The sequence below is a fragment of the Burkholderia sp. BKH01 genome (assembly GCF_025685725.1).
Taxonomy (GTDB): domain Bacteria; phylum Pseudomonadota; class Gammaproteobacteria; order Burkholderiales; family Burkholderiaceae; genus Burkholderia; species Burkholderia pyrrocinia_C.
The window spans coordinates 116237-143083 of the sequence record NZ_JAOTQT010000019.1 but is presented as its reverse complement, the minus strand read 5'-3'; the positions used below and the strand labels follow the sequence as shown (position 1 = coordinate 143083).

The 26847-nt window shown below is 68.4% G+C and carries 29 protein-coding genes; 9 read left to right on the top strand and 20 right to left on the bottom strand.

Features of this window, described 5'->3' with window-relative positions:
- Positions 1–185, bottom strand: a 185-nt coding sequence (locus OEJ37_RS24815) for a hypothetical protein (RefSeq protein WP_263346487.1), incomplete at its 3' end; no start/stop codon positions are given.
- A gap of 482 nt (positions 186–667) precedes the next feature.
- Here OEJ37_RS24815 and OEJ37_RS24810 point away from each other — a divergent pair.
- The gene (locus OEJ37_RS24810; protein WP_174420802.1) at positions 668–1690 is read left to right on the top strand and encodes a sensor domain-containing diguanylate cyclase; all 1023 of its coding nucleotides are present in this window, start codon (positions 668–670) and stop codon (positions 1688–1690) included.
- 58 nt (positions 1691–1748) lie between these two features.
- Here the strand turns inward: OEJ37_RS24810 and OEJ37_RS24805 are convergent, their stop codons facing one another.
- The 4 genes from OEJ37_RS24805 to OEJ37_RS24790 are packed head-to-tail and all read right to left on the bottom strand — an operon-like array spanning position 1749 to position 6032.
- Entirely contained in the window at positions 1749–2201 is a 453-nt protein-coding gene (locus tag OEJ37_RS24805; RefSeq protein WP_263346484.1) for a hypothetical protein, read from the bottom strand.
- Positions 2201–3601 carry a phosphatase PAP2/dual specificity phosphatase family protein gene (locus OEJ37_RS24800; protein WP_263346483.1) on the bottom strand — a complete coding sequence of 467 codons (1401 nt, stop codon included), beginning with the start codon at positions 3599–3601 and terminating at the stop codon, positions 2201–2203. The genes OEJ37_RS24805 and OEJ37_RS24800 overlap by 1 nt, the downstream gene beginning before the upstream one ends.
- A complete protein-coding gene (locus OEJ37_RS24795; protein ID WP_263346479.1) occupies positions 3598–5367 on the bottom strand; it encodes a bifunctional alpha/beta hydrolase/class I SAM-dependent methyltransferase in 1770 nt (589 codons plus the stop codon). The genes OEJ37_RS24800 and OEJ37_RS24795 overlap by 4 nt, the downstream gene beginning before the upstream one ends.
- A gap of 59 nt (positions 5368–5426) precedes the next feature.
- A complete protein-coding gene (locus tag OEJ37_RS24790; protein WP_174420806.1) occupies positions 5427–6032 on the bottom strand; it encodes a CDP-alcohol phosphatidyltransferase family protein in 606 nt (201 codons plus the stop codon).
- 462 nt (positions 6033–6494) lie between these two features.
- On the opposite strand from OEJ37_RS24790, the gene OEJ37_RS24785 reads away from it, so the two are divergent.
- Together OEJ37_RS24785 and OEJ37_RS24780 are read left to right on the top strand one after the other, a co-directional pair.
- Positions 6495–7124 carry a lysophospholipid acyltransferase family protein gene (locus OEJ37_RS24785; protein WP_263346476.1) on the top strand — a complete coding sequence of 210 codons (630 nt, stop codon included), beginning with the start codon at positions 6495–6497 and terminating at the stop codon, positions 7122–7124.
- A gap of 36 nt (positions 7125–7160) precedes the next feature.
- Positions 7161–8090 (top strand): phosphatidate cytidylyltransferase, encoded by a 930-nt coding sequence (locus OEJ37_RS24780; RefSeq protein WP_152858820.1) that lies wholly within the window; start codon positions 7161–7163, stop codon positions 8088–8090.
- Between the two features lie 43 nt (positions 8091–8133).
- Here the strand turns inward: OEJ37_RS24780 and OEJ37_RS24775 are convergent, their stop codons facing one another.
- From OEJ37_RS24775 to OEJ37_RS24765, 3 genes are all read right to left on the bottom strand, one after another.
- Positions 8134–8958, bottom strand: coding sequence for a topoisomerase IV (locus tag OEJ37_RS24775; protein ID WP_174420809.1), 825 nt, complete (start codon positions 8956–8958; stop codon positions 8134–8136).
- Between the two features lie 296 nt (positions 8959–9254).
- Positions 9255–11084 (bottom strand): methyl-accepting chemotaxis protein, encoded by a 1830-nt coding sequence (locus OEJ37_RS24770; RefSeq protein WP_174420810.1) that lies wholly within the window; start codon positions 11082–11084, stop codon positions 9255–9257.
- 100 nt (positions 11085–11184) lie between these two features.
- Positions 11185–11316: a hypothetical protein gene (locus tag OEJ37_RS24765; protein WP_263346473.1), complete on the bottom strand. Its 132-nt coding sequence runs from the start codon at positions 11314–11316 to the stop codon at positions 11185–11187.
- Positions 11317–11319: 3 nt separating this feature from the next.
- On the opposite strand from OEJ37_RS24765, the gene OEJ37_RS24760 reads away from it, so the two are divergent.
- On the top strand, positions 11320–11448 hold the full coding sequence (locus tag OEJ37_RS24760; protein WP_263346470.1) for a hypothetical protein: 129 nt from the start codon (positions 11320–11322) through the stop codon (positions 11446–11448).
- 34 nt (positions 11449–11482) lie between these two features.
- Here the strand turns inward: OEJ37_RS24760 and OEJ37_RS24755 are convergent, their stop codons facing one another.
- From OEJ37_RS24755 to OEJ37_RS24745, 3 genes are read right to left on the bottom strand one after another with little or no spacing between them, the layout of a single operon-like run.
- Positions 11483–11794: a hypothetical protein gene (locus OEJ37_RS24755; RefSeq protein ID WP_034183467.1), complete on the bottom strand. Its 312-nt coding sequence runs from the start codon at positions 11792–11794 to the stop codon at positions 11483–11485.
- On the bottom strand, positions 11794–13152 hold the full coding sequence (locus OEJ37_RS24750; protein WP_263346467.1) for an acyclic terpene utilization AtuA family protein: 1359 nt from the start codon (positions 13150–13152) through the stop codon (positions 11794–11796). Before OEJ37_RS24750 ends, OEJ37_RS24755 begins: the two co-directional genes overlap by 1 nt.
- Positions 13153–13192: 40 nt before the next feature.
- The gene (locus OEJ37_RS24745) at positions 13193–14491 is read right to left on the bottom strand and encodes a CitMHS family transporter (RefSeq protein ID WP_175918785.1); all 1299 of its coding nucleotides are present in this window, start codon (positions 14489–14491) and stop codon (positions 13193–13195) included.
- 97 nt (positions 14492–14588) lie between these two features.
- On the opposite strand from OEJ37_RS24745, the gene OEJ37_RS24740 reads away from it, so the two are divergent.
- Positions 14589–15485: a LysR family transcriptional regulator gene (locus OEJ37_RS24740; RefSeq protein WP_175918786.1), complete on the top strand. Its 897-nt coding sequence runs from the start codon at positions 14589–14591 to the stop codon at positions 15483–15485.
- A gap of 33 nt (positions 15486–15518) precedes the next feature.
- Here the strand turns inward: OEJ37_RS24740 and OEJ37_RS24735 are convergent, their stop codons facing one another.
- A complete protein-coding gene (locus tag OEJ37_RS24735; protein ID WP_175918787.1) occupies positions 15519–16109 on the bottom strand; it encodes a flavin reductase family protein in 591 nt (196 codons plus the stop codon).
- Positions 16110–16241: 132 nt separating this feature from the next.
- Entirely contained in the window at positions 16242–16667 is a 426-nt protein-coding gene (locus OEJ37_RS24730) for a VOC family protein (RefSeq protein WP_174420818.1), read from the bottom strand.
- 112 nt (positions 16668–16779) lie between these two features.
- On the opposite strand from OEJ37_RS24730, the gene OEJ37_RS24725 reads away from it, so the two are divergent.
- Both OEJ37_RS24725 and OEJ37_RS24720 read left to right on the top strand, forming a co-directional pair.
- Positions 16780–17670, top strand: a complete 891-nt coding sequence (locus OEJ37_RS24725) for a LysR family transcriptional regulator (protein ID WP_263346460.1) — start codon at positions 16780–16782, stop codon at positions 17668–17670.
- Positions 17671–18100: 430 nt separating this feature from the next.
- Complete coding sequence (locus OEJ37_RS24720; RefSeq protein WP_263346456.1) at positions 18101–19321, top strand: transglycosylase SLT domain-containing protein; 1221 nt, start codon at positions 18101–18103, stop codon at positions 19319–19321.
- Positions 19322–19352: 31 nt separating this feature from the next.
- Here OEJ37_RS24720 and OEJ37_RS24715 read toward each other — a convergent pair whose 3' ends face one another.
- The 3 genes from OEJ37_RS24715 to OEJ37_RS24705 all read right to left on the bottom strand — a co-directional run bounded on the left by OEJ37_RS24715 (position 19353) and on the right by OEJ37_RS24705 (position 21329).
- Positions 19353–19832 (bottom strand): hypothetical protein, encoded by a 480-nt coding sequence (locus tag OEJ37_RS24715; RefSeq protein WP_174420821.1) that lies wholly within the window; start codon positions 19830–19832, stop codon positions 19353–19355.
- 99 nt (positions 19833–19931) lie between these two features.
- A complete protein-coding gene (locus OEJ37_RS24710) occupies positions 19932–20261 on the bottom strand; it encodes a hypothetical protein (protein ID WP_175946810.1) in 330 nt (109 codons plus the stop codon).
- A gap of 321 nt (positions 20262–20582) precedes the next feature.
- Complete coding sequence (locus tag OEJ37_RS24705; RefSeq protein WP_263346447.1) at positions 20583–21329, bottom strand: MipA/OmpV family protein; 747 nt, start codon at positions 21327–21329, stop codon at positions 20583–20585.
- Positions 21330–21575: 246 nt separating this feature from the next.
- On the opposite strand from OEJ37_RS24705, the gene OEJ37_RS24700 reads away from it, so the two are divergent.
- Both OEJ37_RS24700 and OEJ37_RS24695 read left to right on the top strand, forming a co-directional pair.
- The gene (locus OEJ37_RS24700; RefSeq protein ID WP_174420824.1) at positions 21576–22301 is read left to right on the top strand and encodes a response regulator; all 726 of its coding nucleotides are present in this window, start codon (positions 21576–21578) and stop codon (positions 22299–22301) included.
- Positions 22302–23678, top strand: a complete 1377-nt coding sequence (locus tag OEJ37_RS24695) for an ATP-binding protein (protein WP_263346440.1) — start codon at positions 22302–22304, stop codon at positions 23676–23678.
- Between the two features lie 162 nt (positions 23679–23840).
- Here OEJ37_RS24695 and OEJ37_RS24690 read toward each other — a convergent pair whose 3' ends face one another.
- From OEJ37_RS24690 to OEJ37_RS24675, 4 genes are all read right to left on the bottom strand, one after another.
- Positions 23841–24830 carry an alpha/beta hydrolase gene (locus OEJ37_RS24690; RefSeq protein ID WP_263346437.1) on the bottom strand — a complete coding sequence of 330 codons (990 nt, stop codon included), beginning with the start codon at positions 24828–24830 and terminating at the stop codon, positions 23841–23843.
- A gap of 68 nt (positions 24831–24898) precedes the next feature.
- On the bottom strand, positions 24899–25498 hold the full coding sequence (gene wrbA, locus OEJ37_RS24685) for an NAD(P)H:quinone oxidoreductase (RefSeq protein WP_263346435.1): 600 nt from the start codon (positions 25496–25498) through the stop codon (positions 24899–24901).
- Between the two features lie 171 nt (positions 25499–25669).
- Complete coding sequence (locus tag OEJ37_RS24680; protein ID WP_096470536.1) at positions 25670–26086, bottom strand: DoxX family protein; 417 nt, start codon at positions 26084–26086, stop codon at positions 25670–25672.
- A 54-nt stretch (positions 26087–26140) separates the two neighbouring features.
- The gene (locus tag OEJ37_RS24675; protein WP_174420829.1) at positions 26141–26839 is read right to left on the bottom strand and encodes a pirin family protein; all 699 of its coding nucleotides are present in this window, start codon (positions 26837–26839) and stop codon (positions 26141–26143) included.
- Positions 26840–26847 lie beyond the last annotated feature (8 nt).

Below are 26847 nucleotides of genomic sequence, written 5' to 3'. Positions count from 1 at the left end.
GCCGCGAGCACCGGCGCCGACGCAGCGCCGGGCGCCGCCGCATTACCGGCACCAGCACCGGCACCGGCGCCGGACGCCGCGGCGGCCGCCGGCACCGCCGGCATCGGAGCGGCCGACAGCGCGGCCGTGTGAAAAGCGCCGACCATGGCGATCGACAGGACGAACAGCGACGCGGCCGGCTTCATGCGCCGCTCCGTTTCGTCAGGGTCATCCGATCATCCGTCGCATCGAACCCGACGCGCGCAAAGCAGCTATGCCCGTGAGTGAACATCCCCACTGCTTCCCCTCATATCAACTAACTGGCCTGCTTCATTTATCGAAATGAAGCGGCACATTCTTTAATCGGCTGTCGTCGTGTTTGCGCGCGCACCTGGCACCGGCACACGCCCATTCGTCACACTATCTCAAAAATAGGACAAAACTTACCCCGATTCGCGACGATGAAGCGAAAAAAGCCTCAATCCGGTCGGAAATGCTACGCGAGAAGCATGATTGGTAAGAATTGCGCCGTTGTCGCCGGACGGGCCGGACGGCATACTGCCGGCGCGGTGCGGGGCTGGCCGGCGGCGGTCCGTTGCAGACCACCCAAGCCGCACTGCCGCTGGGCGGCGCGTATGCTACCGCAATCCCGCGACGCCGAACGTGCTTTCTTTCGTGGAAAACTGACTTGTATCAAATCGCCGACACTGCCACTCCGTCCCCCGATACGCTGTTGCGCATCATCACGGTGCAGACCGAAATCGCGAAGCTCGGTCTCGACCTCGGCAGCGTGATGGCCTATGTGGCCGAGCAGGTGCCGCTGCTCACCGGCGCGAGCGCCGCGGCGGTCGAATTCGCCGAAGGCGACGACATGGTGTACCGCGCCGCGTCGGGTACGGCCGCCGGGCTGCTCGGCCTGCGGCTGCGGCGCTCGGGCAGCCTGTCGGGCCTGTGCGTGCAGCGCGGCGAGTTGCTGCACTGCGTCGATTCGGAAACCGATCCGCGCGTCGATCGCGACGCATGCCGCCGGGTCGGCCTGCGCTCGATGCTCGTGATGCCGCTCACGCATGCCGACACGACGGTCGGCGTGCTGAAGGTGATGTCGCCGGACGTCGACGGCTTCTCGCAGGCCGACGCCGGCACGCTGCGGCTGACCGCCGATCTGATCGCCGCCGCGATGTTCCACGCGGCCCGTAACGAGGCGAACGAGCTGTACCTGCGCGCGACGCACGACGCGCTCACGGGCCTGCCGAACCGCGCGCTGTTCTACGACCGCCTGCGGCAGTCGATGCATACGGCGCTGCGCGCGAACGGCCGGCTCGGCATCCTCAACATCGACATGGACGGGCTAAAGCCGATCAACGACGGTTTCGGCCATCGCGCGGGCGACGCCGCGCTGCGCGAGATCGCCACGCGGATGCAGGGCGCGGTGCGGCGCTCGGATACGGTCGCGCGCGTCGGCGGCGACGAATTCGCGGTGATCCTGCCGAACATCGGCAACCGCGACGACGCCCATGCGCAAAGCACGCGGCTCGCGCGGCAAGTCGGCGAGCCGTTCGAATTCGAGGGGCGCGCGCTGCGGCTCGGCGTCAGCGTCGGGATCGCGATGCTGCCCGACGACGGCACCGACATGAACGCGCTGATCGAGCATGCGGATCAGGCGATGTACGAAGCCAAGCGGACGCGATCGCAGCGTGCGGCGCGCGCCTGAAGGAAATCCTTTCGAAGAGTGGGCACAAAGGCCCGCCCGTGATCGACGCGAACACGCGCTAGCCGACCTGCGGCACCGCGATCGCGAGCCCGACCACGAGCCACTGCACGACCGCGACCAGCACGCCGGCCCGGCACAGCCCGACCGCGCCGCGCACGCGCGCGTCGAGCGCGCGCCCGGCCTTCGCCGCATCGATCCAGCCGAGATCGGCAAGCGCGCGGTCGAGCGCCGCGAGCCCGTCGTCGACCGACGCATCACCCGCCGCCGCCCGCGCCAGCGCGGCGAACAGCCGGCGGTCGATCTCGATGCGCACCGCATACCACAGCGCCGCGATCCCCGACCCCGTGCTGACGACAGCCAGCAGCACGCGCGCGATCGTCGCCGGCGCCCAGCCCGATGCAATCCACCAGCCCGCGCCGGCCGCGGCCAGCGCGGCCGCGATCGCCCACGCGCCCGCATCGAGCGCGCCGCGCGCGGCGGCAATCCGGAACGGTGCGGACGAATCGCGCATCACACGCCTCCCGCGCTGCGGCGGCGATCGATCCAGTGCTGCAGCACGGCCACGCCGTCGTCCGAACACACCGCTTGCGGCCGCACCTCGCGCACCGCGGCAAACGCGTCGCGCGCATCGCCGAGCCCGCGCCGTGCGGCGAGCCACGCGGCCGCGCACAGCACGCTGCGCCCGTAGCCGAGCGCGCAGCAGACCAGCACGTCGCGCCCTTCGCCGTGCAGGCGTTCGAGCGCCGCGACTGCCTGCGCGAGCTGCGTGGCCGTCGGCGCGACGAGATCGAGCTGCGGCACGGCCGCATACGCGAGCGACGCATCGGCCGCCGCCCAGCGCGGCATCTCGGCCGTCAGGTCGACCAGCGCCGTGAAGCCGTGGCGCCGCACGTCGCGTGTCGTCGGCGTGCGGCCGATCGACACGCGCTCGTCGATCCGCACGGGCGCCGGCTGCCGGAACGTCCACAGCCGCGAATTGACGAACGCGCCGGCGATCGTCGGCGCGAGCAGCCAGCGGATGAAGACCGGGAAACGCCCGTGCGCATCCTTCTGAAAGGCGCCGGGCGCACCGCGCCGGTAGAGCCACGCGACGCACGCGAGCGCCAGCGCGACCCACCCCGCCGCCAGCGCCCAGCCCGGCGCACGCGGCACGCACCAGAGCGCCACGAGCGCGACCAGCGCCGCGCCGAGCCCATAACGACGCGCGAGCGCGCGGCCGGCCGCGCCCGGCGACGCATCGGCGCCCGGCAGCCGGCCCGAGGCATCGCGCAGCGGAAACAGGAACAGCGCGAGACAGCCGACGGCCGCGCCGGTCGGCACGTCGATCGCGTGATGCTGGTAGGTCGTCAGCACCGACACGCCGATCGCCGCGAACCACAGATGCAGCACGACGCGCGCGACCGTGCCGCGCAGGTGCTTCGCATAGACGGCCCACAACACGACCAGCAACCCGATGTGCAGCGACGGCGCCTGGTTGAACGGCTTGTCGAAGCCCATCAGCAGCGTGAACAGCGCGCCGGCCACGCCGCCCGGGTCGGGCCGCTCGAAACCGAAGCGCAGCGGCCATGCGATGAAGCACGCGACCGACACCAGTTGCACGGTGAGCAAGCGCTTCACGTGATCGAGCAGATCGTCGCGGCGCGTCCAGAAGAAGAACGACAGCGCATACAGAAGATCGATCGACCAGTACGGCACGATCGTCCACGGCACGAACGGGATCGCGTGCTCCCAGCCGAACGCGAACGTCGGCACCGCCGCGCGGTGCGCGGCGAGCCAGTTCGCGAAGCCGTACGTCGAGAAGAATACGACGCCCATCGCCGCGAGCCAGCCGAAGCGCAGCGCGAACGACGCGTCGCGCGCGCCGGCCGCCGGCTCGGCGAGGCCGCTCGCGCCGCCGCCGAGCGCGCTCATGACGCGTCGACCCGCTGCGCGAGGCTGACCGTGAAGATGCCCATCTCGTCGATCCGCTGGTCGAGCTTGCGGAAGCCGGCGCGCGCGACGAGTTCGTCCATCTCGGCCTGCGAGCGGCGGCGCATCACCCAGGTCGCCTCGCCGCGGTGATTGTTCAGCGCACGTGCGATGAATTCGAGCTGCGGATGCCACGGCTGCCCCGTATAGACGAGATAGCCGCCCGGCGGCACGGCCTGCGCGAGCCCGCGCAGAGAACGTTCGATCAGCGCGTTCTCGCCGAACAGTTCATAGAGACCCGACACGATCGCGAGCGTCGGACGCGGCTCGAGCGTCGCGAGCGACGTCTCGTCGAACGCGTCGCCGCGCTCGAAGCGCGCGATCGGCTCGAGCCCGCGCTGGGCGATCAGCACGCGCCCGGCCTCGACGTTCGGCGGGCTATAGTCGCGCAGCGTGATGTCGTCGGGCGCCGCGCCGTCGCGCTCGGCGGCCGTCGCGATCGCGTCGAGCACGTAGCGTCCGTGGCCGGCCGCGATGTCGACGATCCGCACCGGCGTGCCGTGGCCGCGCAGGCGGCCGATCGCCGCGCCGATCAGCTCCTGCAGATGCACCTTGCGCTGGCGGATGCCGACCCAGCCCGGCGAATCGAGATAGGTGCGGTCGACCAGCGCGCCGACGCCGAGCCGCCCTTGCGCGCGGTTGCGGTACACGTAATCGAGCGTCGAGCCCGAATCGAAACCGAGCCGCAGCCCGAGCGCGATGCCGTCCGACAGCGCGCCGCCCGCCTTCAGGCCGGCGCGCGTGAGCGCCCAGTACGCGCGCGCGAACACGTTCGCGGGCGGGCGGCCGAGCGCCGTGTATTCGTCGTGGAACGCCCCGCGCCGGTCGGCGTCGGCGAGCGACACGCGCGGGCTCGGCGCATCGAACTCGCGCAGTACGAACGCGCGCAGCGGCGCAAGCGCCTGTGCACGGTCGCGCTCGCCGAGCGTGTCGTGATAGAAGCCCGGCAGCACGATGCGCTCCTTGCGCGCCGAGCCGAGCCGTTCGAAGAAACGATCCTGCGGGCCGCGATGCACGACCCAGTCGGCACCCGAGATCAGCAGTTGCGTCGGCACGGTGATCGCGGCCGCGTCGGCGACGATCCGCTGCGCGGTGTCGTGCAGGTCGAGCAGCATGTTGACCGCGATCGGCCGCGTGATCAGCGGATCGGACGCGTAGCTCGCGATCCGCTCGGGATCGTGCGTGAGGAATTTCGGCTTCACGTAGCTGTTCACGTAGAACAGCCCGCGCAGTTTGTGCATCAGCCGCAGCCCCGGCCGCGCGAACGGCACGTAGAGCTTGATGTGGAACGCCGGCGACGCGACGACGAGGCAGCGGATCGGCGGCGCGTAGTCGTGCACCCAGGTCGCTGCGAGCACGGCGCCGACGCTCTGGCCGACCACGGCCATGTCCTCGATCGCGATGCCGTGCATGTCGCGGATATGCTCGACGAAGGTCTGCAGGTCGCGCACCGATGCGGCCGCGCTCGGGCTATAGCCGCGCGCGCCGGGCGAGCGGCCGTGGCCGCGCGCGTCCCATGCGAAAAACGCGAAATCCGGCAGGTCGAGTTCGTCGACGAGGTGCGCGACGCGCGCCGAATGCTCGTGGCCGCGATGCAGCAGCACGATTGCGCCGCGGCAGCGCGGGCCCGTCGCGGGCCAGTGACGATAGAACAGCGTTTCGCCGTCGTGCGTGATGAAGTCGCCCTCGCGGGCCGTGCGTGTGCTCATGCGATCTCTCTCGTTTCGTTATTCGAATCATGTGGCGCCGCCCTCCGGCGCCTCGTAGGTCAACCGCCCTTTTCGGCGATGCCGGCCTGCACGCGCCGCACCACCGTCACGATCGACAGCACGATCAGCAGGCGCCACAGCCACGCGGCGACGCTGCCGACCGGCAGGCCGAAGCCGATCCACAGCGCGAACGCGCCGAGGGCCAGCGCGCGGTCGCTCTTGCCGAACGGGCCGTCGTAGCGGCGCGTTGCGCCGACGAGCGGCCCGATCAGCCCCGCGCATTCGACGATCACCGCCGTCAGCGCGAACAGCCAGACGTCCGCCGGAGCGAACACGGAAATGGCAAGGAACGGCAGCACGAGCGCGACATCGGACACGATGTCGCCCAGCTCGTTCAGGTATGCGCCGAGCGTGCTCTTCTGCCCGTGTTCGCGCGCGAGCATGCCGTCGATCGCGTTGAGCGCCATCCGCGCGAACAGCCACAACGGAATCAGCAGGAACAGCACGCGGGCGAATACGCCGAGCCCGGCGAGCGCGCCGACGACGATCGAGCCGCCGGCCGCGAACAGCGTGACCTGGTTGGCGGTGACGCCACGTTCGGCGAGCGAATTCGCGAACGGGCGCAGACGGTCCTGGAATTTGGGTTTGAGTGCGTAGAGGCTCATCGTTTCGTATTCGTATTTTTCGCGCGGCACAGTCGGACACGTTTCCCGCCGCCATGCCCCGGGCGGCGAAACGGCCTTCGTCGGCCTTCAATGGACGGCCCCCATCGTCGCCGAGCAGCCCCGATGCGTCAAGCATGCGCCCGGCCCGCCCGCGCGGCGCCAATCTGGCGTTTTTGACGGAAACTCGCGATAATCCGCTGGCCCGATCGCAGCGATGATCCATTCGAACTGCAAACGGGCACTCGTGCAACAGCCGATCATCACGCCGCCGACCGGCACATTCGCCGCTACGCAACGTGGTGTGACGGCGAACCGTCCGATTATCGCGGACCTGCGACAGGCAGCCACGAACTTGAAAAAATTTAAACAAGGGCCGTCCGGCGCGCATCCTGCCGCGCCGGCATTCCGGGACCCCGTCCGCCGCACCTGCGGCCGGGCATGCAGGCAGGAGGCACCGCGCCGATGAACATCGTCAACGTCTGGCAGCGCGACTTCCTGCTGTCCATCGTGCGGCTCGTCGCCGGCGCGTATCCGGTCTGGCATCAAGCGCCGCCGTCCCCGACGCAGAAGATCTATTTCTCGAACCATACGAGCCACATCGACACGCTCGCGATCCTCGCCGCGCTGCCGCGCGACGTACGCGCCGTCGTGCGGCCGGTCGCCGCGCGCGACTACTGGGACAGCAGCGACACGAAGCGCCACATCGCGCGGAAGCTGCTGAACGTGGTGCTGATCGACCGTCACCGCGAATCCGGCGGCGACCCGCTCGAACCGGTGCGCGACGCGCTGCGGCAAGGCCACTCGATCATCATCTTCCCGGAAGGCACGCGCGGCGCCGACGTGCTGCCGCAGCCGTTCAAGAGCGGGCTGTTCCATCTCGCGACCGAGTTCCCGAACGTCGCGCTCGCGCCCGTCTATCTCGAGAACCTGCAGCGCATCATGCCGAAGGGCGCGATCTGGCCCGTGCCGCTGATCTGCAAGGTGCATTTCGGCGCGAACGATGCGCTCGGCAACCAGGAAGACAAGCCGACGTTCCTCGCCCGCATGCGCGACGCGGTCGTCGCGCTCGCGCCGCAGCGGCCCGCGGGCTGACCGCGGCGCCCTCCTCTCCCTTTTTCGGATATCCCCATGCGAACTCTCTTCTGGGAACTGGTCGCGGGCGTCACGGGCGTGCTCGTCGTCGCGACCGTGATCGGTGCGATCCTCGGCGCGCGCAGCGGCGGCACGAGCTCGACCATCGTCAACCTGAACCAGCGCATCCGCGCGTGGTGGGCGATGATCGCGATCATGGCCATCGCGATCGGCCTCGGCAACAACGTCACGTATCTCGTGTTCGCGCTGCTGTCGTACCTGACGCTGCGCGAATTCATCACGCTCACGCCGACCACCGCGAGCGACCACACGACGCTGTTCATCGCGTTCTTCGTCGCGATCCCCGTGCAGTACCTGCTGCTCGGGATCAACTGGTACGGGATGTATTCGATCTTCGTGCCCGTGCACCTGTTCTTCGCGATGTCGCTCGTGTCGGCGCTCACGCAGGACACGCGCGAATTCCTGAGCCGCAACGCAAAGATCAACTGGGCGCTGATGGTGTGCGTGTACGGGCTGAGCCACGCGCCGGCCGTGCTGATCCTCGACATTCCGCGCTACGCGGGGCAGAACGCGCTGCTGCTGTTCTTCTTCCTGGTCGTCGTGCAGATCAGCGACGTGCTGCAGTACGTCGTCGGCAAGCTGTTCGGGCGCCGCAAGATCGCACCGCAGCTGTCGCCGTCGAAGACGATCGAAGGCTTCGTCGGCGGCGGCCTGCTCGCGACGCTGTGCGGCGCGTCGCTGTATCGCGTGACGCCGTTCAGCTTCGGCGCGGCGTTCGGGATCTCGCTCGCGATCGTGATCGCGGGCTTCGTCGGCGGGCTCGTGCTGTCGGCCGTCAAGCGCTCGCTCGGCACGAAGGACTGGGGCTCGATGATCGCGGGCCACGGCGGGATGCTCGATCGCGTCGACTCGATCTGTTTTGCCGCGCCGGTGTTCTTCCACCTGGTGCGTTACCTGTACGTGTGATGCGCGAAGGGCGCGACGCGCCTGCGCGTCGCGCTGCAACCGCTCAATACCCTTCCCGCACCGCCTTCGGCACGACGTAGCGGCCGCGCGCCGCGTCGAATTTCACCACGTAACGCGCCCGGACCGCGCGATCGCCGCGCGTGCCGGTTTCGGTCACGATCAACGGATAGACGGCGCCGGTGCCGGTCAGGTCCGGCGTGATCTCGAAGCGCAGCGCCTCGCAGCGCACCGGGGCGTTCGCGCATTCGTTCGACTCTGCATTGTCGAGCGCCTCGTTGATGCGCGCCGCCGCCAGCACCAGCGCATCGCCGTACGGCAGCCAGATCGAGCGGATACGTTGCGTATAGCCTTGTCGCGAGTCGCCGTCGCCGATGACGAAACCGAACAGGTGCGGCCCGAGCCGCTCGATGCTCAGCGTGCCCGGCTCGCCGCGCGTGCCGGACGCGATGTCCGTCTTCTTCAGCACCGCTTCGAGCCCCTTGCCGTCCGGCGAAGGCTGCAGCACGTACAGGTCGACCGTGCCCGGCGTGGCGTCGCTGTCCATGCCCGGCATTCCGTTCTGCACGGCCGCTTCGGTCTCGCCGCACATCGCGAGCAGATACCGCGGGCCGTCGGCAGTCGCGACGCGCAGCGAGCCGCATGGCGAATATATGGAATCCCCCGCGTCCGACTGCCAGCCCTTGCGGTCCGCGCGCCACTTGCCGTAGCTGTCGCCAATGAACTTCTGCAACTGACGGTCCGGATGAATCGAATCGGCCGCGTGGACGGGCGACGACGCGGAGAGCGCGGCGAGCACCGTGAGTGCGGCAAGTGCGGCTAGCGAAGCCGCGAACGGCTTGCCGGGTTCTTGTCGGTGCTGGGCAGTCATGACGAGGTTCGTTCGGATTGGAAAGGTGTGTAACGGACGGTTGCGTCAACTGGTCGATGCACGCGGCACGCGGCACGCGGCCCGCTCCGCGCGCGCTGGCATGCGCCCGTGAGCCCGTAGCGTACACGCACGGCGCGGTATCGCAAGCGCGCACCGACCGGCCCAACACGGACTGACGCACGAACCTGACCTTGCAGGACGTCGCATGGCACCGTTCGGTCGGACGGCTCATCGAGTCGCTCGACCAGCCGGGCTTCTGGCTGTCGATGATCCGGCCGATCGACGCCGCGGCCGGATCACGCCGATGCCGTCTCGGCCCGGTGCGAACCCGCGAGCCTGAATTCGCCGACCGTCTGCGCGAGCTGCGCCGCCTGCTCGCGCAACAGCGCCGCGGCGGCAGCCGATTCCTCGACGAGCGCCGCGTTCTGCTGCGTCGAGTGATCGAGCTGCGACACGGCCTGGTTCACCTGTGCGAGCCCGGTGCTCTGCTCGTTCGCCGCGACCGTCATTTCCGCGATCACGCTCGTGATGCCGCGCACGCCCTCGACGATCTCGTCCATCGTCGCACCGGCCGTCTTCACGAGCCCCGAACCGCCCTCGATCTTCTCGACGGACGACTGGATCAACTGCTTGATTTCCCTGGCCGCCACCGCGCTGCGTTGCGCGAGCGTGCGCACCTCGCCCGCGACGACCGCGAAGCCCCGCCCGTGCTCGTGCGCGCGCGCCGCCTCGACGGCCGCGTTCAGCGCGAGGATGTTGGTCTGGAACGCGATGCCGTCGATCACGCCGATGATGTTCGAGATCTCGGCCGACGCCTTCGTGATCTCGCCCATCGTCGCGACCACCTCGCTCACCACCTCGCCGCCGCGCACGGCGACGCCCGACGCCGATTCCGCCAGCCGGCTCACCTGCGTGGCCGCATCGGCCGAGTTGCGCGCCGTGCCGGCGATCTCCTCGAGCGCCGCCGCCGTCTCCTGCAGGCTCGACGCCGCATGTTCGGTGCGGCTCGACAGATCCTGGTTGCCCTGCGCGATCTCCGCGCTCGCCACATTCACGGATTCGCTGAAGCTGCGAATCTGCAGCAGGATCGCACTGATCTTTTCCGCGAACATGTTGAAGGCGCGCGCGATCTGCGCGGCTTCGTCGCCGCCGTCGGCCGGCAGCCGCTTCGTCAGGTCCCCGCTCCCGCTCGCGACGTCGGTCAGCGCGTCGCGCACGAGCAGCACGCGCTTGAATGCCGCATTCGTCAGTGCGCCGACGAGCGCTGCCGCGACGCAGGCGACGACGAGGATCGCAATGAGCGTCGTCGTCGCGACGGCCCGCATGCCGGCCGTCACGTCCGACCGGTCGAGCGCCATGACGAGCGACCAGTCCGTCCCGGCGATCGGGCGCGCGCGGAGCAGCTTGGTCACGCCGTCCACGTCGATCGCCACCGGTTCGGTCGCCGCCTGCAGGCCGGCGAGGCGCTCCGGCGTCAGTTCGGGCGACAACTCGACGGCCGGCTTCATGATCAGATCGGTCTTCGCGCCCGCGATCAGGCGCCCGCTCTTGTCGACCAGGAACGCGAAGCTCGCCGGCGTCGGGTGCATCGATGCCACGATCGCGCTCGCGCGCTCCATATAGAGGCTGGCCGCGAGCACGCCCTTCAGCGTGCCGCCGCGAACGATCGGTGCGGCGAACGCGAAGGCGGGCTTGCCCGTCGACGCGTCGCGGTACAACGCCGTGACGACGAGCCGGCCGGCCTCGACCGCCTGCTTGAACCACGGGCGCGCGGTCGGATCGTAGCCGGCCGCGAGCGGGACGTTCGAGAACGCCGTGCGGTCCGGCAGGCCGAGCGTGAGCACCTGGAAGCCGCCCGATTTGCCGAGCAGCGTCAGCGCCGGCAGCGGGTCGCCTTCGCCCGGCGCCAGCGTGTCCGCGAGCGCCTGGGTCTGCTGCGCGCGGCTCGCGACCCACTCGTCGAGCGCGAGCGCGTGGCCGGTCAGGACGGACTGCAGGTTCTGGTCGATGGTTGCGTCGTTGTGTTGCTTGACGACGTAGTACACAAGGCCGCCTGTCACGGCCAGGGCCGTGACCACGATGGCGACGCAGGTCGCCAGAATTCGGGCGCGAATCGATGACAGCATGATGACGGTGATCTCCGGTTGCCGCGTTGTTGTCGATTGGTCAAATGGGCACTCAATCGTCCTTAACGACCGCGCGGGAAGCAACTTGAGGTTCGACTGGTCAGACCGGTGAAAAAAGTAGCGAAACCGGGCCGGCGACAGCACGCACGATGTCGTATTCGCGGGCGGCAGCCTCGCGGTCGATCCGTTCGGCAATGCGATTTTGGAAGCCGGCGACACCGAATCGCGTCACGCGGTGGAACTCGATTTCGACCGGCTAGCCGCGTCGCGCGCGGTCCACGACTATCGAAAGGACCAGCGCCTGCACATCGCCGGCGAGCGTATCGAGCACGCTGACGGGCGTCGCGAGCTGCCGATTCCGTGACCTCGTGCCCGCCCCCCGGCGGCGATGCCGTCCGTCAAGCCGGGTCGGGCACCTCGATCGCCAGCAACGCCGAACTGACCGACTTGCCGTGCGCATCGAGCGCGAGCGAGCGCGTCACGCCGCCGCCGAGCGCATCGCGCAGCACGAAGTTGAACGCACCCAGCGCCGGCAACTCGTAGCGCACGACGTCGCCGTGCACGATGCCCGCGAGCCACGCCTTCACCTTGCCGGCATCCAGATGCGTGCGCAGATGGTCGTAATGACGCGGATCGCGGCAGATGACCGACACGTTCAGCGTATTGCCCTTGTCGCCGGTGCGCGCATGCGCGAGTTCACGCAGTTGCATCATGCCTCCACGAACGAAAACGACGGCGTCACGGCCGCGCGCGGCAGCAGCACCGACTGCACCGCGATCACCTCGCGCGTCGACTTGAACGCGCCGCCGCCGCCGGCCGGCCCGTTCGTATAAAGCGTCTCGACTTCATTGCCGATCCGCGCCGCTTCATCGGCACTCGCCGCGCGGCCGGCCACCCGCACGCGCACCTCGGCCGGCTCGCCGCGCACGGCCGGCGTCGCGTCGCCATACAGCGAATCGACGCCGATCAGGTCGAAGCGCAACTCGGTCGCGGCGACGCCGGTCAGCGCCAGCCGCTCGCGGACGATGTCGAGTGCGAGACGCGCGCGTTCGAGCGCGCCGGGGCCGCCGTACGAGATCTGGCCTTCGCCGATATAGCCGTCGACGTAAGCCACCGACACCTTCAGCGTATCGGGCCGCTCGGTGCCGCGTCCGCCCGTCACGCGCACACGATCGGTCGCTTCCTCGGCGACCGCGACACGCGTGAAATCCGCGACGACATCGGGCTGCAGATACCGCGCCGGGTCGTGAATCTCGTAGAGCAGTTGTTCCTTGCAGGTCGCCGCGCTCACGCGGCCGCCCGCGTGCGCCACCTTCGTGATCGCGACCGAGCCGTCGGCCGCGACTTCGCCGATCGGGAACCCGAGCCGCGCGAGATCCGGCACGTCCTTGTAGCCGGGATCGGCGAAATAGCCGCCCGTCACCTGCCCCGCGCATTCGAGCAGATGGCCGACGACCGTCGCCTGCCCGAGCGTGTCCCAGTCGTCCATCCGCCAGCCGAACGCATGGATCAGCGGCGCGGCGAACAGCGACGGATCGGCGACGCGCCCGGTCAGCACGACGTCCGCACCGGCCGCGAGCGCGTCGATGATCGGTGCGGCGCCGAGGTACGCGTTCGCGGACACGATGCGGTCGCGATACGCGGCGACTTCGTCGCCCGATTCCTCGAAACGGAACGCGCCGCGCAGCACGACGTCGAGCACGTCGTCGCCTTCGACCGCCGCGACCTTCAGCCCCGCGATGCCGAGCGATTGCGCGATCCGTGCAGTGCGCTGCGCGGCTGCGCGCGGGTTCGCCGCGCCCATGTTCGACACGATGCGCACGCCCCTCGGCACGGCGACCGGCAGCACGGCGCGCATGCGCGCGTCGAGCAGCGGGTCGTAGCCGAGCGCCGGATCCTTGCGGCGCGCCTGCTGCGCGATCGCGATCGTGCGCTCGGCCAGGCATTCGAAGACGAGATAGTCGAGCTGCCCGTGTTCGGCCAGTTCGACCGCGGGCTCGATCCGGTCGCCCGAGTAACCCGCGCCCGCGCCGATGCGCACGCACCGTTCAGGTTGCTTTGCTGTCATGTCCGTACCACCGTCCGACGGGTTTCACCGCCGGGAAAAATCAAAAGATGCCCAGCACGACGCACGCGATCGTCATCACGATCGAGGCGCCGAACAGCAGCGGGAACGTGAATTTCTGGTGCTCGGCCAGCTCGATGCCGCACAAGCCGACGACCAGGAACGTCGCGGGCGTCAGCGGGCTGACCGGAAACCCGGTCGTCATCTGGCCGAGCAACGCGGCCTGTCCGACCTGTACGGCCGGCACGCCGAGCTGGCCGGCCACCTCCGCGATCACCGGCAGCACGCCGAAGTAGAACGAATCGGGATCGAACAGCATGCTGAGCGGCATCGACGCGACGCCGAGCACCACCGGGATGTGGCCGGCCATCGACGGCGGCACGAAACCGACCGCCGCCTGCGCCATCGCCTTCAGCATCCCGCTGCCCTGCATGATCCCCGTGAACACGCCGGCCGCAAGCAGGATGCCGGCCATCATCAGCGCCGCGCGCGCATGCGCGTCGATCCGCTTCCTCTGCATGTCGACGTCCGGGTAATTCACCATCAGCGCGATGCACAGCCCGACCATGAACATGATCGCCGGCGGGATCTTCTCGCCCATCACGACCATCGTGCCGAGCACGACGAGCGTCAGCACGACGTTGAACCAGAACAGGTGCGGCCGGCGCAGCGCCTGCTCGTCGGGCGTCAGTTCGCGCTTCGGCAGCGGGATCGATGCATCGTCGCGCGTGAGGCCGAGCCGCTTCTCCTCGCGCCGCCCGAGCCAGTACGCGACGCCGAACACGAACACGAGCCCGATCGCCTGAACCGGGATCAGCGGATTGAACAGCGCCGACACCGGCAGGTGCAGCGACGCCGACGCGCGGATCATCGGCCCGGTCCACGGCAGGAAGTTGATGCCCGCGGCCATCGACACGGCAGCGGCCAGCACGCGCCGGTCCATCTTCAGCCGGTCGTACAGCGGCAGCACGGCCGGAATCGTCACGAGAAAGCAGACGGCGCCCGAGCCGTCGAGATGGATCAGCAGCGCGAGCAGCGTCGTGCCCATCACGATGCGCGTCGGCCGCGTGCCGACCGCGCGCAGGATGCGGTCGATGATCGGGTCGAGTGTGCCGGCGTCGGTGATCGTCCCGAAATACAGGATCGCGAACACGAACATCCCGACCACGGGCGCGAGGCCCTTCAGCCCGTCGATCACGAATTTGCTGGTGTGCAGCCCGAAGCCGCCGATCAGCGACGCCGCGATCGGCACGATGATCAGCGCGACGAGCGGCGACATCCGCTTCGACAGAATCGCGGCCAGCAGCACGACGATCGTGCCAAGCCCGAGTAACGGCAGCATCCGTGTCTCCTACCTTGTCTTTTGTTGGAGACGAGCGTAAGGTCGGCGCAGCAATAGCACAATTGAAATGATTTGATCGCAGCAATCACGAATCATTATGGATCTGAACCTTCGCGACATCCGCGCGTTCGTCACCGTCGCGCACGCCGGCAACTTCACGCGCGCAGCCGCGCGGCTGCACCTGTCGCAGCCGGCGCTGACCGTGCAGATCCGCCGGCTCGAGGAAATCGTCGGCGCGCGGCTGTTCGACCGCAACAGCCGCAGCGTCGCGCTCACGCAGACCGGGCGCGAGCTGCTGCCGCTGCTGCAGCGCTCGCTCGACGACATGGAGCGCGTGCTGCGCGATGCGCGCGCGCTTGGCGAAGGCACGAGCGGCACGGTGCGGCTCGCGTGCCTGCCGACCTTCGCGTCCAGCGTGCTGCCGGAGCTGATCCAGTCGTTCCGGCGCGACGTGCCGCGCGCGGGCTTCGAGATCCGCGACGGCGTCGCGAGCCTCGTCACCGCGCTCGTGCGCAACGAGGAAGCCGATCTCGGGCTGACCGGCGGCGACACGTTCGATGCATCGCTGGAAGTGCTGTATGCGGGCGCCGACCGGCTCGTCGCCGTGTGCCCGAAGGATCATCCGCTCGCGCGCAAGCGCCGCGTGAGCACCGCCGACATCGCGGGCGTGCCGCTCGTGCTGACCGCGCAGGGCACCAGCGTGCGCAGCGTCGTCGACGCCGCGCTGGAGTCGGCCGGCTGCACGCCCGACATCGCGTGCGAGCCGACCTACATGATGACGGCCGTCGCGATGGTGCGCGGCGGCCTCGGCGTGACGATCCTGCCCGCGACCGCGCGCGAGGTGCGCGCCGAACCCGAACTGGTCGCGAAGCCGATCGACGATCCCGCGTTCGTGCGGCCGATCGCGCTCGTCACGAAGCGCGGCCGCACGCTGCCGCGCGTCGCGCAGGCGTTCGCCGAAGCGATGCTGGCGGAACTGAAAAAGCGCGCGTGAGCCGCGCGCCCGGATCGGGAAAGAACACTCGCCCTATGCTTGCTGCGCGTCCGGATCGACGTGCAGCGATTCGCCGATCGCATAGAAGTTACCGCCCGCGATGTAGTGCAGGCTGCGCAGCGCGGGATCGGCCGATTCGAAATACCAGTGGCCGTCGCGAAACACGCGCGTGTCGGACCACGCGCCGACCACCTCGCCGATGAACAGGTCGTAGGCCTGCTGGTTGTGCGGCTCGGGAATCAGCTTGCACGCGAGCCAGCCCGAGCAGCCGGCGACGAACGGCAGGTCGTGGCCGTCGACGTCGAACAGCGTGACGCCCGCTTCGCGCAGCTTGTCCGGCCGCTCCGCGAGGCTGCGGCTGCCGACCGCATGCGTGAGCTGCAGTTGCGCGGCCGTCGGCACCTGGATCACGAACGTGCCGCTGCGCTCGACGAGCTCGCGCGTCTTCGCGGCTTTGTCGAGCACGACGGTCAGCTTCGGCGGCAGGAAGTCCAGCGCGCACGCCCATGCGGCGGCCATCACGTTGTCGACGCCGTCGTGGCGGGCCGACACGAGCACGGTCGGGCCGTGATTGAGGAGACGGTAGGCTTTCTTCAGCTCCACCGGAGCGATATGACTGTCCATACGGGTTCCTTGGAGAACGGCGCGCACGGACGGATGCCGTGCGGCGCGGCGCCGGCCGGAGCGCCTGCGCGCGGCCCGACCGAAGGCCGCATTCTCGCACCCAATTTCAATCGGCGCCGACGGCCCCGTGCATCACTTCGCGAACAGCTGGCCGATGTCGCGGAACGCCTTGAACTCGAGCGCATTGCCGCACGGATCGAACAGGAACATCGTCGCCTGTTCGCCGACCTGCCCCTTGAACCGCACATACGGTTCGATCGCGAAGGCCACGCCGAACGATTTCAATCGCTCGGCCAGCGCTTCCCAGCTCGCCCAGTCGAGCACGATCCCGAAATGCGGCACCGGCACGTCGTGACCGTCGACGGCATTCGTATGCGCGCCTTCCTGCGACGCGGTCTTCGGATGCTCGTGGATCACGAGCTGGTGCCCGTAGAAGTCGAAGTCGACCCACTGCGTGCTCGAACGCCCCTCTTCCAGCCCGAACACGCGGCCGTAGAAATCGCGCGCGGCCGGCAGGTCGTAGACCGGAATCGCCAGGTGAAACGGGGAAAGACTCATGGTTGCCTCGTGAAGGAACGCTCGCGTGGCGCGAGGATCGCACCATGGTAGACAACGCCAATGGAAAATTAAATCAATATATAGTTTTGCGATTCACAAACGGAATTGATCAATGATCCGCGAGCTGAAAACCCTTGTCGCCGTCGCCCGGGAAGGCACGTTCGCGGCCGCGGGCAACCGTATCGGGCTGACGCAGGCAGCCGTCAGCGCGCAGATGCAGCGTCTCGAAGCCGAGCTCGGCTTTGCGCTGTTCGACCGGCAAGGCCGCTCGGCCCGTCTCAACGAGATGGGCCATCACGTGCTCGACCAGGCGCAGGCACTGATCGGCCTGTACGAGAACCTGAGCTCGACCGCGCCCGGCTCGCCGGCCGCCGTGCGCGTGACGATCGGCGCGATCGCGTCGGTGCAGAGCGCGCTGCTGCCTGCCGCGCTGGCCGATTTCCATCGCCGGCATCCCGCGTGCCGCACGCGCGTGATACCGGGGCTGTCGATCGAACTGGTCAACCGCGTCGATGCGGGAGAGATCGACATGGCCGCGATCATCCGGCCGCCGTTTTCGCTGCAGAGCGACCTGCACTGGACGACGCTCGCGCAGGAGCCGTTCCGGCTGATCGTGCCGCGCGGCGTGAAGGGCAAGGATTGGGCCGCGCTGCTCGCGAGCGAGCCGTTCGTGCGCTACGACCGCGCGTCGTTCGGCGGCCGCCAGGTCGATCGGTTTCTGCGGAAGATGCACATCGCGGTGCGCGACACCTGTGAACTCGACGAGCTCGACGCGATCGTCAAGCTGGTCGAGAACGGCGTCGGCATCGCGATCGTGCCGCAGACCGCCGTGTATCGCCGCTGGCCGGCCGGCGTGCGCGCGATCGACCTCGGACACCACACGTTTCACCGCGACATCGGGCTCGTGCATCGCGCGCGGCGGACGATGTCGGAACCGGCGCAAGTGCTGGCCGGGCTGATTGAAGAGGCATCGCGGCGGCGCTCGCCGTCGCGGGCGGCCTGAGTCGCGCGCCCGGCGACGCCGTGGTCGTTGCGGATCAGTGCCGCCCGGCCGGCCGGAATCGCTTTCCCCCGCACGGCGGCGTCGGCCGCCGTTGTCTTTGGATAGCATTTTCATCGCCCTTTACGGCCCGGAGACCGACTGCCGGGCGATTCCCGTCCCGTTTGATTCAGCACCGTTTTCCCGGAATGACTGACGCGGCGCGTCATTATTCCGGGCGCCGCCGCTGCACCCGCATGCGCCGAAAAGACGGCCATTTTTACCGATCGAACTTCGCCACGACCGGTGATCCGACGCGATAAAAATGCGCGACGAGCGCACGGGCAATTGCAAAGGAAAGTTTGACGCGAGCCATTTGTCTGCTCGCTATGGCAAACTTCGCGTCTCTCGTCATTTCCTTGCATCGGGCGGCCGGATTCCGCCCCATCCTGCCATGCCGTGTCAGACAACCCGTTCGATCAGCCGCGAAACGCTGAAGATCGCCTCGACGATTGCGATGTCGTGCGCGCTGCACGGCGTCGCGCGCGCCGATTGCCTCGACGACGCGGCCGCATTCCAGCACGTGAGCGTCAGCCTGATGCGCGGCATCGCGCAGGTCGAATCGGGGATGAATCCGAACGCCGTCAACACCAATACGAACGGCACGGTCGACATCGGCCTGATGCAGATCAACAGCACGTGGCTGCCGACGCTCGCGCGCGAAGGCATCACGCGGGAAAGCCTGTTCGATCCGTGCACGAACGCGTATGTCGGCGCGTGGATCCTGTCGCAGAACATCCGCCAGCTCGGCCCCAACTGGAACGCGATCGGCGCGTACAACTCCGCGTCGCCCGACAAGCGCCTCGCGTATGCGCGCAAGGTCTATGATGCAATCCGGACCATGCCGGATTCGCCGGATACTCCCATGCCCATCCTTCCACCGTCCTTTACGCCGCCGCAACAGCAACAGGCGTACAACCCGTTCGCGAGCCTGAGCGTCGCGGCGCCGCAAGCCACGCGAGCGCGCACGGTATCGCCGGCCCCGCCTCCGCCGCCGCAGGGCGGGCCTGCCGGCCCGGCCGGTACGTACAACTTCGGATGGTCGGTCACGGGCGCGGACCAGGCGAAGCCGACCCAGGTCTTCGACGACGGTGCGCGGATCTACGTGCAGTTCAGCGACATGAAGCACGTGCCGGCGATCTTCACCGAAACGTCGTCGGGCCGCGTGCTGATGTCGTGGGAGCTGCAGTTTCCATATGCCGTCCTGACGCGTCCCGCGCAAACGTTGATCTTCCAGCTCGGGCCGTTCGAGGCGCGCGCGCAGCGTGGCGCGGCCGGGGGCGCAGGCATGACCGCGCAGACGGGTACGGCGGCGCAGCGGCCCGGTGCGGCGACGGCTGCCTCTTCGCATTCGAAGAAGTCCGCCGATGCGGCAGCGACTACGGCGGCCAATCCGGCGGCAAAACGCACGGCATCGACCGATGCGCTCTGGTATCTGAACACGCCGTCGACGTCGGGATCGGCGGCCGCATCGCCATCGACGTCGAATATTCCGGCCACGCTGCCGACGGCCGTGACGTCGAACACGCCGCCAGCCGCGCCGGCTCAAGCACCGGCTACGGCGGCTCAGCCCTCGCGCGTCAGTACCGATGCGCTGTGGTACATCTCGAAGTAATCAGCTCTCGATCGCGCGCGTGTCGCGGCGATCATTTCTCCCGGGTCGGCGGCAGTTCGGGCGCGTTCATGTCGTCCACCCACTGCAGTTCGGCCGTGCCGTTCTTCCTGAAATACACGCGCAGATAACGCGACGTCGACGATTCCGGCCGCGGAATCGTCACGTCGATCGTCTTGTGCTCCGCCGGGACGCCACGCTGGATATCGGCCAGCGGTTGCGCGAACACCCACGACAATTTCACCGTCTGCCCCGGCGTGACCTTGCAGCCGCATGCGAATCCGCCGCCGCCGCCGAACGCCTCGCCCGCCTCCCGCGCTGAAGGATTGCCGAAGCATCCCGACCGGTGCGCGTCGTCGAGCAGGAATTCGTGGAGCTTGCGGTCGTACTCGTTGTATCCGGTGATGCACACAGCACTCGGTTGCGCCGATGCTTCGCCGTCATGCCGCCCGCATCCGACGAGCACGCCCAGCACCGCCAGTGCCAAAGCGTGCGCACCAGCCTTGAGCGTCATCGATACCCTCGCCAACGCGGCAATGCCGCATGCCGCATGCCGCATGCACATCGACGACACTCGCTTGCGCATTCGCGCGCGCGATACCGGCGCATCCCGTCACCCGCGCCGCACCCAGATCACCTTCCCGTCGCGAATGCCGAGATTGCGGCGCTCCGGTCGGTAATCCATCGTGCCCGGCAACGCCTTGCCGTCGCGCTCGAGCACGCGCCACAGGCAACCGTCGAGTTGCGCGGCCGCATCGGCCTCGGTCTTGCCGACCAGCGCATCGTCCTGCGCCGCGTCCGCCTTGCATGCCTGCGACGCACCTGCCTGCCCACCATTCGCCGGCGGGTTGCCCGCGCTCGTGATTTTCGTGTTCATGTCCGCACATCCCGCAAACGTTGCGCCCGCAACCAGTGCCATCATCGTCGCGATCGTCTTCTTCATCGATTTCTCCCTGTCGCGCCCGGCAGGGCAAATGCGGCGTTCCTCGCCGACCGGGCGTCGCATGCATGATCGGTTCCGCGCGTCGCCGGCCATCTCCCGACGGAGCCGGCCAGCGAACCGCGGCCTCGCGCGCGCCGGTCGCGTCGATTCGGCGTACCGGAGTCACGGGCTCGACCTGACGCCGAAGCCGCCTGCATGTTACCGCACGCGATCGGCCGCCACGGCGCGGCGCCGACGCATCGAGCGGTGTGCGCGGATCGATCGCACCTGCCCATGCACGCCGACGCAATGCAGCATTCGGGATCGCCGTCGGCAACCGGTTCAGAACTTGTAGGTCACGCCCGCAATGCCGTAGTAGTTGCTGCGCGACTGGACGATCGGACTGTCGCCGTAGCGGCCGAGCAGCCGCGTCACGCCGCCGGTCGCGAGCACCGACCAGTGCCGCGACAGGTTCCAGTTCCACGCGACCGCCATCGACGCGCTGTCGATCCCGCCGCTCGTCGAATACGGCCGAAACCGGCTTGTCATCGACTGAGCGTCGGTCACGCCGTAGAACGTCTGCGTATAGCGTCCCGAGCCCGCGTGCACGGTGCCCGTCACGACGATCTCGTGCTGCGCGGTCTTGAACACGGGCACCGCGAGATCCATGTGCCCCGACACGCCGCGTGACGTGTGCGTCACGGGTGTGTCGATCGTGACGCTCAGTTCGGTCGCATTGAAGAGCGTCACGCCCGCGCGTATGCCGACCAGCACCGAGCCAGGAATCCGGTCCATGCCCTTCAGGTAGTCGGAGCCCGGCAGGTCGAAGCGGTTCTCGTCCGCGCGGCCCGCATCGTAGCTCACGGCCGCCGACACGAACACGCCGTGCGGCAGGTCCAGCCGGTAGCCGGCGCCCTGCTTAGCGTCGATGAAGAAGCCATTGCCGAACGTTGCGGAAATCGACGGCGCGACGACGCCGCGATACTGGTTGCTGCCTTGGTAACGCGGCGCGAAACCGCCGCCGAGCGAGATCGAATACTGGTTTTCCGCATGGGCGGCGGCGGCGAGGGTCAGGCCGGCGAGCGGCATGCAATAACGGTAGCGGCGGAGTATTGGGCGCACAATATTGAGATAAGAGTGACGGAGCCCGCAGTCTAGGTGTCGCCCTGCGCCGAGACTGTCCCGAATCTGCGGCGAATCTGTGCTCAATTGTGTTCGATTGTTCGAGATTGTCGTACCGCTGCCACTGCCGCCGGTACGCCGGATAGAATTCGCGTGCCGCGCCGCGTACCGGCCTGCCGGGGTCCGAGATCGCGCGTGCATCCTGAGGAGCCCATGAACGACAATCCGCTCAAATACCGTGTACTGCTGATCGAAGACGACGATCGCCTCGCGCAGCTCGTCCGCGAATACCTCGACGGCTATGAATTCGCGGTGACGGTCGTGCGGCGCGGCGACCTCGCCGTCGCGGCGGTGCGCGAGCACCAGCCGGCCCTCGTGATACTCGACCTGATGCTGCCGAACCTCGACGGCATGGAAGTCTGCCGGCGCATCCGCGCGTTCACCAACATTCCCGTGCTGATCCTGACCGCGCGCGCGGACGTCTACGACCAGGTCGCCGGCCTCGAGACGGGTGCCGACGACTACGTGACGAAGCCGATCGAGCCGCGCGTGCTCGTCGCGCGCGCCCGCGCGTTGCTGCGCCGCGCGCAGCCGGCCGCCGTGGAAGCGCCGGTCGCCGTATCCGAAGCGCTCGTGTTCGGCGAACTGTCGATCTCGCCGCCGAACCGCACCGTCACGTGGCGCGGCGAGCCGGTCGACCTGAAGACCGCCGAATTCAACCTGCTGCTGATCCTCGCGCGCGCGGCCGGCACCGTGCTGAGCCGCGACGACATCCTGAAGCAGTTGCGCGGAATCGAGTTCGACGGGCTCGACCGCTCGGTCGATTCCGGCATCTCGAAGCTGCGCCGCCGCTTCGAGGATGCTTCATCGGAGCCGCACAAGATCAAGACGATCTGGGGCCGCGGCTACCTGTTCAGCCCTTCCGCGTGGGACGAATAAATGCTGCGTCCGTTGATCAGGCTGTACCTCGTCGTGATCCTGTTCGTCGCCGCGTCGATCGTGTTGATCCAGCTGTCGTTCGACCGGATCTTCTACGAGCGCGTCGCGCAGGCGCAGCGCGAATCGCTGACGACCTATTCCTTCGTGCTCAACGATTACCTCGAACGCCATCCGGGCGGGCAGCGCGTGCTCGCGCTGCGCGAGCTCGCGAGACACGGCAACGAAGGGTTCGGTTTCATGTCGATGGCCGACGCCCGCGCGCAATTGAGCGGCGCGCCGCTGCGCGATCTCGATGCCGGCAGGATCGCGATCAGCTACAACGGCAAGGATTACTACATGCCGCTCGCGGACGGCTCGGTGCTGCACGCGCGCCCCATCGAGGCCTCCGATCTCGACATCAAGATCTATGCGTACCTGCTGCTCGCGCTCGCCACGCTGTTCGCGGTGGTGCTGTGGATTCACTATCACTGGCGCGACCTGCGCAAGCTGCAGGATGCCGCACACGCATTCGGCACCGGCACGCTGTCGACGCGCGTGAAGCTGTCGGGCAAGTCGAACATCTACGAGCTGTCGCAGCAATTCAACGACATGGCCGAGCGCATCGAGGCGTCGATCAAGCAGCAGCGCGACATGATGCACGGCATCTCGCATGAACTGAAGACGCCGCTCGCGCGGCTCGAATTCGGGCTCGCGCTGCTTGCCGAGCCCGACGAAACGGAGCGGATGCGCGAACGCCGCGACGCGCTGCGGCGCGACGTGCGCGAACTCGACGAACTCGTCACCGAACTGCTGACGATCGGCCGGCTCGAACAGGGTGCGAGCCAGCTCGTGCCGATGGAGGTCGTCGTCGATGCGCTGATCGACAGCGTCGCCGGCAACGTCGCGAACGACATCGCCGATTGCGGGATCGCGCTCGACGTGTCGACGCTCGGCGTGCCCGCGACCCACGTGTGCGATCCGAAGCTCGTCGCCCGCGCGCTGCTGAACCTGATCCGCAACGGCGCGCGCTACGCGTCGCGCAAGGTGCTGCTGTCCGCAGCCCGCGACCGGTCCGGCGCGCTCGTGCTGAGCGTGGACGACGACGGCCCCGGCATTCCGGCCGCCGAGCGAACGCGCGTGTTCGAACCGTTCCAGCGGCTCGACTCCAGTCGCGACCGACAGACCGGCGGCTTCGGGCTCGGGCTCGCGATCGTGCGGCGCGTCGCGCTGGTGCATGGCGGCGACGTGCGGCTCGAGGATTCACCGCTCGGCGGCGCACGCTTCGTGATCACGTTGCCCGCGCGAACGCTGCCGGACGGTTTCTTCGACGTGCCGGAAGACCTCGCCCACGCCGACGCGCCCGGCGCCGGCACGAGCACGGCTGCTCCGCCGCGATGACGCACATGACAGGGCAGCCCCCCGCCCTCGCCTGACGGTGTGCCGCCAGCGCGTGCGCTGTCGCTCAGCGGCGGCGCAGCAGCGCGACGAAGAACAGGCTGCCGAACAGCGCGGTCACGATGCCGATCGGCAAATCCTCCTGCACCGCCAGCGTTGCGGCGACTACGCGTCGGATCGCGACCCGACGTGCCGAGCGCCGTCGGCTTGCAGTTGTTCGGCGAGAAACAGGCCGATTGCGTCGAGCGCCTGTGCGGATGCCTTCAGTTTGCCGATCGCGCCGGCAAACCCATGCGACATCCCGTGCCACACGTCGAGCCGCGCATCCACACCGGCCGCGACCGCGCGCTCGACCCATCGACGCGAATCGTCCAGCAACACTTCGTCGTCGCCGACATGAATCCGCACCGCTGGCAGGCCCGCTACCCGCGCGTAAAGCGGTGACGCCAACGGATTCATGGGATCGGCCGCGCCGAGGTACGCGTGCACCAGATCCGACACCTGCGTGCGCGTGAAGAGCGGATCGGCATCCGCACGCGTGTCGTAAGTCGCACCCGACAGCGTCAGATCCGTCACCGGCGACAACGCCGCGACGCCCGCGAGCGTCGTATCGGCTCGAACCGCATCGGCGGCGACGCGCGATGCGAGCCCCAGCGCGAGCGCACCGCCGGCCGAGTCGCCGGTGACGACGATCCGGCGAATTCCTTTTTCGGCGAGCCCGCGATAGCAGGCCAGCACGTCGTCGATGGCGGCGGGGAACGGATGCTCGGGCGCCAGCCGGTAATCCGGAATGAAGGCCCGGACGCCGACCCGCGCGGCCAGTTGCGCGACAAAATGGCGGAACGCCGCTGCAGATCCGAAATTGAACCACCCGCCATGCAGATGAAGCAGCGCGTCGCCGGATCGCACATGCGCGGGAAACACCCAATAGCCCGGCACGCCGCCGACCGTGTCGAACGCGAACGTCACGTCGCCGCGGCGCTGCACGTTTTCCATCGTCGCATCGAACGCGTCACGCGCTTCGACGCCCAGCCGCGCACCCTTCATCGCACGCATGCCGGTCCGCATTGCGGCAACGATCACCGCATCGTCAGGATCGAGCGGATGCATCACGACATGCTCGTGCCGCCCGCCGTCGTTCAAACCGTTGTTCATCGCCAACCCTTCCGAATCCGAAAATGATGGAGTGCGGCTGCCCCGCCGGACCGACGGGCGGCCGACGTTCAGTCGAACAGCTTGTTCGCGGTTCGCGCGATCAGTTCGCCCTGATGACGCGCGCCGGCCAGCTCGATCGCGCTCGGCGCGCGCTGCCCCTGCCCGCCCGCGATCGTGGTCGCGCCATACGGCGCGCCGCCGACGATTTCGTCGAGCGTCATTTGCCCCTGGTGGCTGTACGGCAGCCCGACAATCGTCATGCCGAAATGCAGCAGGTTGGTGATGATCGAGAACAGCGTGGTTTCCTGGCCGCCGTGCTGGCTCGCGCTCGACGTGAATGCGCCGCCGACCTTGCCGTTCAGCGCGCCGCTCATCCACAGGCCGCCGGCCTGATCCAGGAATGCCGCCATTTGCGACGAGATGCGGCCGAAGCGGGTCGGCGTGCCGACGATGATCGCGTCGTAGTCGGCCAGTTCGGCCACCGTCGCAACCGGCGCCTGCTGCGCGAGCTTGAAGTGCGCGGCCTGCGCGACTGCCTCCGGCACCGTTTCAGGTACCCGCTTGACGTCGACCGTGGCACCCGCCGCGCGTGCGCCTTCGGCCATCGCATCCGCCAGCGCCTCGATATGACCGTACGACGAGTAATACAGCACAAGAACCTTGGACATTTTGAACTCCTGATGAGCGTCGCGACGAGGTCGAGACGGAACCGGCGTGCGCCAGCCGACGCACGCTGCGATGCATGACCGGGTGGATGTCAGAATGACCCGAGCGGAATCCCGACGAGACGACTGGGCCGGTCACGCGCCCGATCGCCCCGGAGGATCGGCCCGTTCGGCTCACGCGGCCGGCGCGATACGCAACGCCGCGCGCCCGATCCGCGCATCGAGGCTGAACGCACCCGCGCCGAAGTACGCGATCTGCAGCAGGCCGCCGGCCATCATCACATTCTTCAGAAAGTGAATCATCTGGTTCTGGTCGGCGAAGTTGTGGTGGAAGAACACCGCGGTCACCACACTGAACAGCGCCATCGCCAACGCCACGGGACGGGCCCGATAACCCGACATCAGCAGCAGGCCGCCACCCGCCTCGACGAGCACCGCGACCACAAACGCGAGCGATGGTGCCGGCAGGCCGACGGATGCGATGTAGCCGACGGTTGCCGCATGCGCGGCCAGCTTGCTCAACCCGCTCATCAGAAACGGCGCGCCGATCAGAATGCGGCCCAGAAGCGGAAGATACTTGTAACGATCCATGCTGAACTCCTGAAATTGAATGAATTGATTCGGTGGACTGAAAAATAAAGGCAATCAGCCGGCGTCCACCATCACCAGCTCGGAATCCTCGACCGCGGTGATGTCGAGAGCGGTCTCGTTCGTGATCGCGACGCCGTCGAGCGGCCCCACGCGTTCTCCGTTCACGTCGATGCGCCCCGAAGCCGCGACGAGATACGCGCGGCGCGATGCGCCCAACTCCTGTCGAACCTGCTCACCCGCCTTCAGCGTCGCGCCGAGCACGCGTGCATCGGCACGGATCGGCAGCGCGCCGTCGTCGCCGGCGAAGCCGCTCGCCAGCACGACGAAACGCCCGGACCGGTCGCCTTTCGGGAACTGCTTCGTGTCCCACCCGGGCGCCCCGCCGCTTGCGCGGGGCCGCAGCCAGATCTGATAGACCTTGAGCGGCAGGTCGCCGCGGTTGAACTCGGCATGACGGATACCCGCGCCGGCACTCATCACCTGGACGTCGCCCGCGACGATCGTTCCTTCGGATCCCAAGGTGTCGCGGTGACCGAGCACGCCCTGGCGTACGTACGTGATGATTTCCATGTCACGGTGCCCGTGCATCGGGAACCCGCTGCCGACGGCAATCTCGTCGTCGTTCCAGACGATCAGCGGGCCCAGCGGTGCGTGCTCGGGCGTGCCGTCGGCCGTGACCGCGAAATGGTATTTCGCGCGCAGCCAGCCATGATTTGCCGCATCCAGTGCTTCCCAACGCCGATGAGCCAGCATGTCCGCAT

Excerpts from the sequence above, each read along its gene's own strand:
- OEJ37_RS24805 (WP_263346484.1), bottom strand. The coding sequence starts at position 2,201 with ATGCGCGATTCGTCCGCACCGTTCCGGATTGCCGCCGCGCGCGGCGCG.
- OEJ37_RS24800 (WP_263346483.1), bottom strand. The coding sequence starts at position 3,601 with ATGAGCGCGCTCGGCGGCGGCGCGAGCGGCCTCGCCGAGCCGGCGGCC.
- OEJ37_RS24795 (WP_263346479.1), bottom strand. The coding sequence starts at position 5,367 with ATGAGCACACGCACGGCCCGCGAGGGCGACTTCATCACGCACGACGGC.
- OEJ37_RS24790 (WP_174420806.1), bottom strand. The coding sequence starts at position 6,032 with ATGAGCCTCTACGCACTCAAACCCAAATTCCAGGACCGTCTGCGCCCG.
- OEJ37_RS24785 (WP_263346476.1), top strand. The coding sequence starts at position 6,495 with ATGAACATCGTCAACGTCTGGCAGCGCGACTTCCTGCTGTCCATCGTG.
- OEJ37_RS24780 (WP_152858820.1), top strand. The coding sequence starts at position 7,161 with ATGCGAACTCTCTTCTGGGAACTGGTCGCGGGCGTCACGGGCGTGCTC.
- OEJ37_RS24775 (WP_174420809.1), bottom strand. The coding sequence starts at position 8,958 with ATGACTGCCCAGCACCGACAAGAACCCGGCAAGCCGTTCGCGGCTTCG.
- OEJ37_RS24770 (WP_174420810.1), bottom strand. The coding sequence starts at position 11,084 with ATGCTGTCATCGATTCGCGCCCGAATTCTGGCGACCTGCGTCGCCATC.
- OEJ37_RS24755 (WP_034183467.1), bottom strand. The coding sequence starts at position 11,794 with ATGCAACTGCGTGAACTCGCGCATGCGCGCACCGGCGACAAGGGCAAT.
- OEJ37_RS24750 (WP_263346467.1), bottom strand. The coding sequence starts at position 13,152 with ATGACAGCAAAGCAACCTGAACGGTGCGTGCGCATCGGCGCGGGCGCG.
- OEJ37_RS24745 (WP_175918785.1), bottom strand. The coding sequence starts at position 14,491 with ATGCTGCCGTTACTCGGGCTTGGCACGATCGTCGTGCTGCTGGCCGCG.
- OEJ37_RS24740 (WP_175918786.1), top strand. The coding sequence starts at position 14,589 with ATGGATCTGAACCTTCGCGACATCCGCGCGTTCGTCACCGTCGCGCAC.
- OEJ37_RS24735 (WP_175918787.1), bottom strand. The coding sequence starts at position 16,109 with ATGGACAGTCATATCGCTCCGGTGGAGCTGAAGAAAGCCTACCGTCTC.
- OEJ37_RS24730 (WP_174420818.1), bottom strand. The coding sequence starts at position 16,667 with ATGAGTCTTTCCCCGTTTCACCTGGCGATTCCGGTCTACGACCTGCCG.
- OEJ37_RS24725 (WP_263346460.1), top strand. The coding sequence starts at position 16,780 with ATGATCCGCGAGCTGAAAACCCTTGTCGCCGTCGCCCGGGAAGGCACG.
- OEJ37_RS24720 (WP_263346456.1), top strand. The coding sequence starts at position 18,101 with ATGCCGTGTCAGACAACCCGTTCGATCAGCCGCGAAACGCTGAAGATC.
- OEJ37_RS24715 (WP_174420821.1), bottom strand. The coding sequence starts at position 19,832 with ATGACGCTCAAGGCTGGTGCGCACGCTTTGGCACTGGCGGTGCTGGGC.
- OEJ37_RS24710 (WP_175946810.1), bottom strand. The coding sequence starts at position 20,261 with ATGAAGAAGACGATCGCGACGATGATGGCACTGGTTGCGGGCGCAACG.
- OEJ37_RS24705 (WP_263346447.1), bottom strand. The coding sequence starts at position 21,329 with ATGCCGCTCGCCGGCCTGACCCTCGCCGCCGCCGCCCATGCGGAAAAC.
- OEJ37_RS24700 (WP_174420824.1), top strand. The coding sequence starts at position 21,576 with ATGAACGACAATCCGCTCAAATACCGTGTACTGCTGATCGAAGACGAC.
- OEJ37_RS24695 (WP_263346440.1), top strand. The coding sequence starts at position 22,302 with ATGCTGCGTCCGTTGATCAGGCTGTACCTCGTCGTGATCCTGTTCGTC.
- OEJ37_RS24690 (WP_263346437.1), bottom strand. The coding sequence starts at position 24,830 with ATGAACAACGGTTTGAACGACGGCGGGCGGCACGAGCATGTCGTGATG.
- wrbA (WP_263346435.1), bottom strand. The coding sequence starts at position 25,498 with ATGTCCAAGGTTCTTGTGCTGTATTACTCGTCGTACGGTCATATCGAG.
- OEJ37_RS24680 (WP_096470536.1), bottom strand. The coding sequence starts at position 26,086 with ATGGATCGTTACAAGTATCTTCCGCTTCTGGGCCGCATTCTGATCGGC.
- OEJ37_RS24675 (WP_174420829.1), bottom strand. The coding sequence starts at position 26,839 with ATGCTGGCTCATCGGCGTTGGGAAGCACTGGATGCGGCAAATCATGGC.